This is a genomic window from Lachnoanaerobaculum saburreum DSM 3986, assembly GCF_000185385.1.
GTDB classification, from domain to species: domain Bacteria; phylum Bacillota; class Clostridia; order Lachnospirales; family Lachnospiraceae; genus Lachnoanaerobaculum; species Lachnoanaerobaculum saburreum.
The window spans coordinates 2,975,698-2,976,666 of the sequence record NZ_GL622296.1 but is presented as its reverse complement, the minus strand read 5'-3'; the positions used below and the strand labels follow the sequence as shown (position 1 = coordinate 2,976,666).

General features: G+C 36.9%; 1 protein-coding gene. It reads left to right on the top strand.

All coding sequences use genetic code 11. The annotated features are described in order from the left end of the window. Positions 1–104 precede the first annotated feature (104 nt). Positions 105–917 (top strand): sugar phosphate isomerase/epimerase family protein, encoded by an 813-nt coding sequence (locus HMPREF0381_RS13740; RefSeq protein WP_008752619.1) that lies wholly within the window; start codon positions 105–107, stop codon positions 915–917. Positions 918–969: the final 52 nt, after the last annotated feature.

Sequence of the window (969 nt, the reverse complement as noted above, 5' to 3'; positions counted from 1 at the left end):
TAATATTATTGACATAAATAATAAATAGTAATATACTTAATAAAAAGAAAATATAGAATTTGCGCAAATAATATAATAACATTTGGAATAAAAGGAGGATATGTATGAGACTGGGATATATGACAAATGCGTTTGGACCGTTGGTAGGAGCAGGAGCAGGGGTAACAAGTGTTAAGGATATTCGATATTTAACAATGTGTGATGATGGAGAAACTATGAAGACAATCCGTAATATCGGATTTGAATATATCGAGGTTCTTGACGGAAATCTGACCAAGTATGCCGAAAACATTGATGAACTTAAAGCGATGATGAAAAATGCAAATGTGCAGATGATGAGCGTGTGTATCGGTGCCAATTTCATTTATAAGGATGCTTTGGAAGATGAGATGGAACATGTTGAAGAAGTATGTAAGGCAGCTAAGGAAGTCGGAGTGACATATTTGGTAATCTGTGGCGGAGCCATAAGAAAGGGCGGAATCAGACCGGGAGATACGAAACTTTTGGCCGAAGGAATTGATGAGGCTGAAAAAATTGCCAAGAAGTATGGTTTGATTGCATGCTTTCATCCACATCTCGGATCAATTGCAGAGAGACCGAAAGAGATAGATGAACTTTTGTCATATTCAAATATTAAGGTTTGTCCGGATGTTGCACATCTTGCTGCCGGAGGATATGACCCGCAGAAGTTTATTGAAAAATATTATGACAGAATTGCATTGATTCATCTAAAAGATTTGAACAGTGAGGGATTTGCACCGCTTGGTAAAGGTAAAATTGATTTAAAGGGAGTCATTGCATATGTTAAATCAAGAGGCTATGAAGGAGACTGGCTTGTAGAAGTGGACGGATATGCAGGTGATGCAAGGGAAGCTTGCGAAATTTCGTATGAATATTTGAAGAATAATCTTCTGTAAATTATAAAGGGCTAAGGAGTATATTAGATATGAGATTAAAGGCAGGACAAAC

Coding starts and splice junctions, on each gene's coding strand:
- HMPREF0381_RS13740 (WP_008752619.1), top strand. CDS start 105: ATGAGACTGGGATATATGACAAATGCGTTTGGACCGTTGGTAGGAGCA.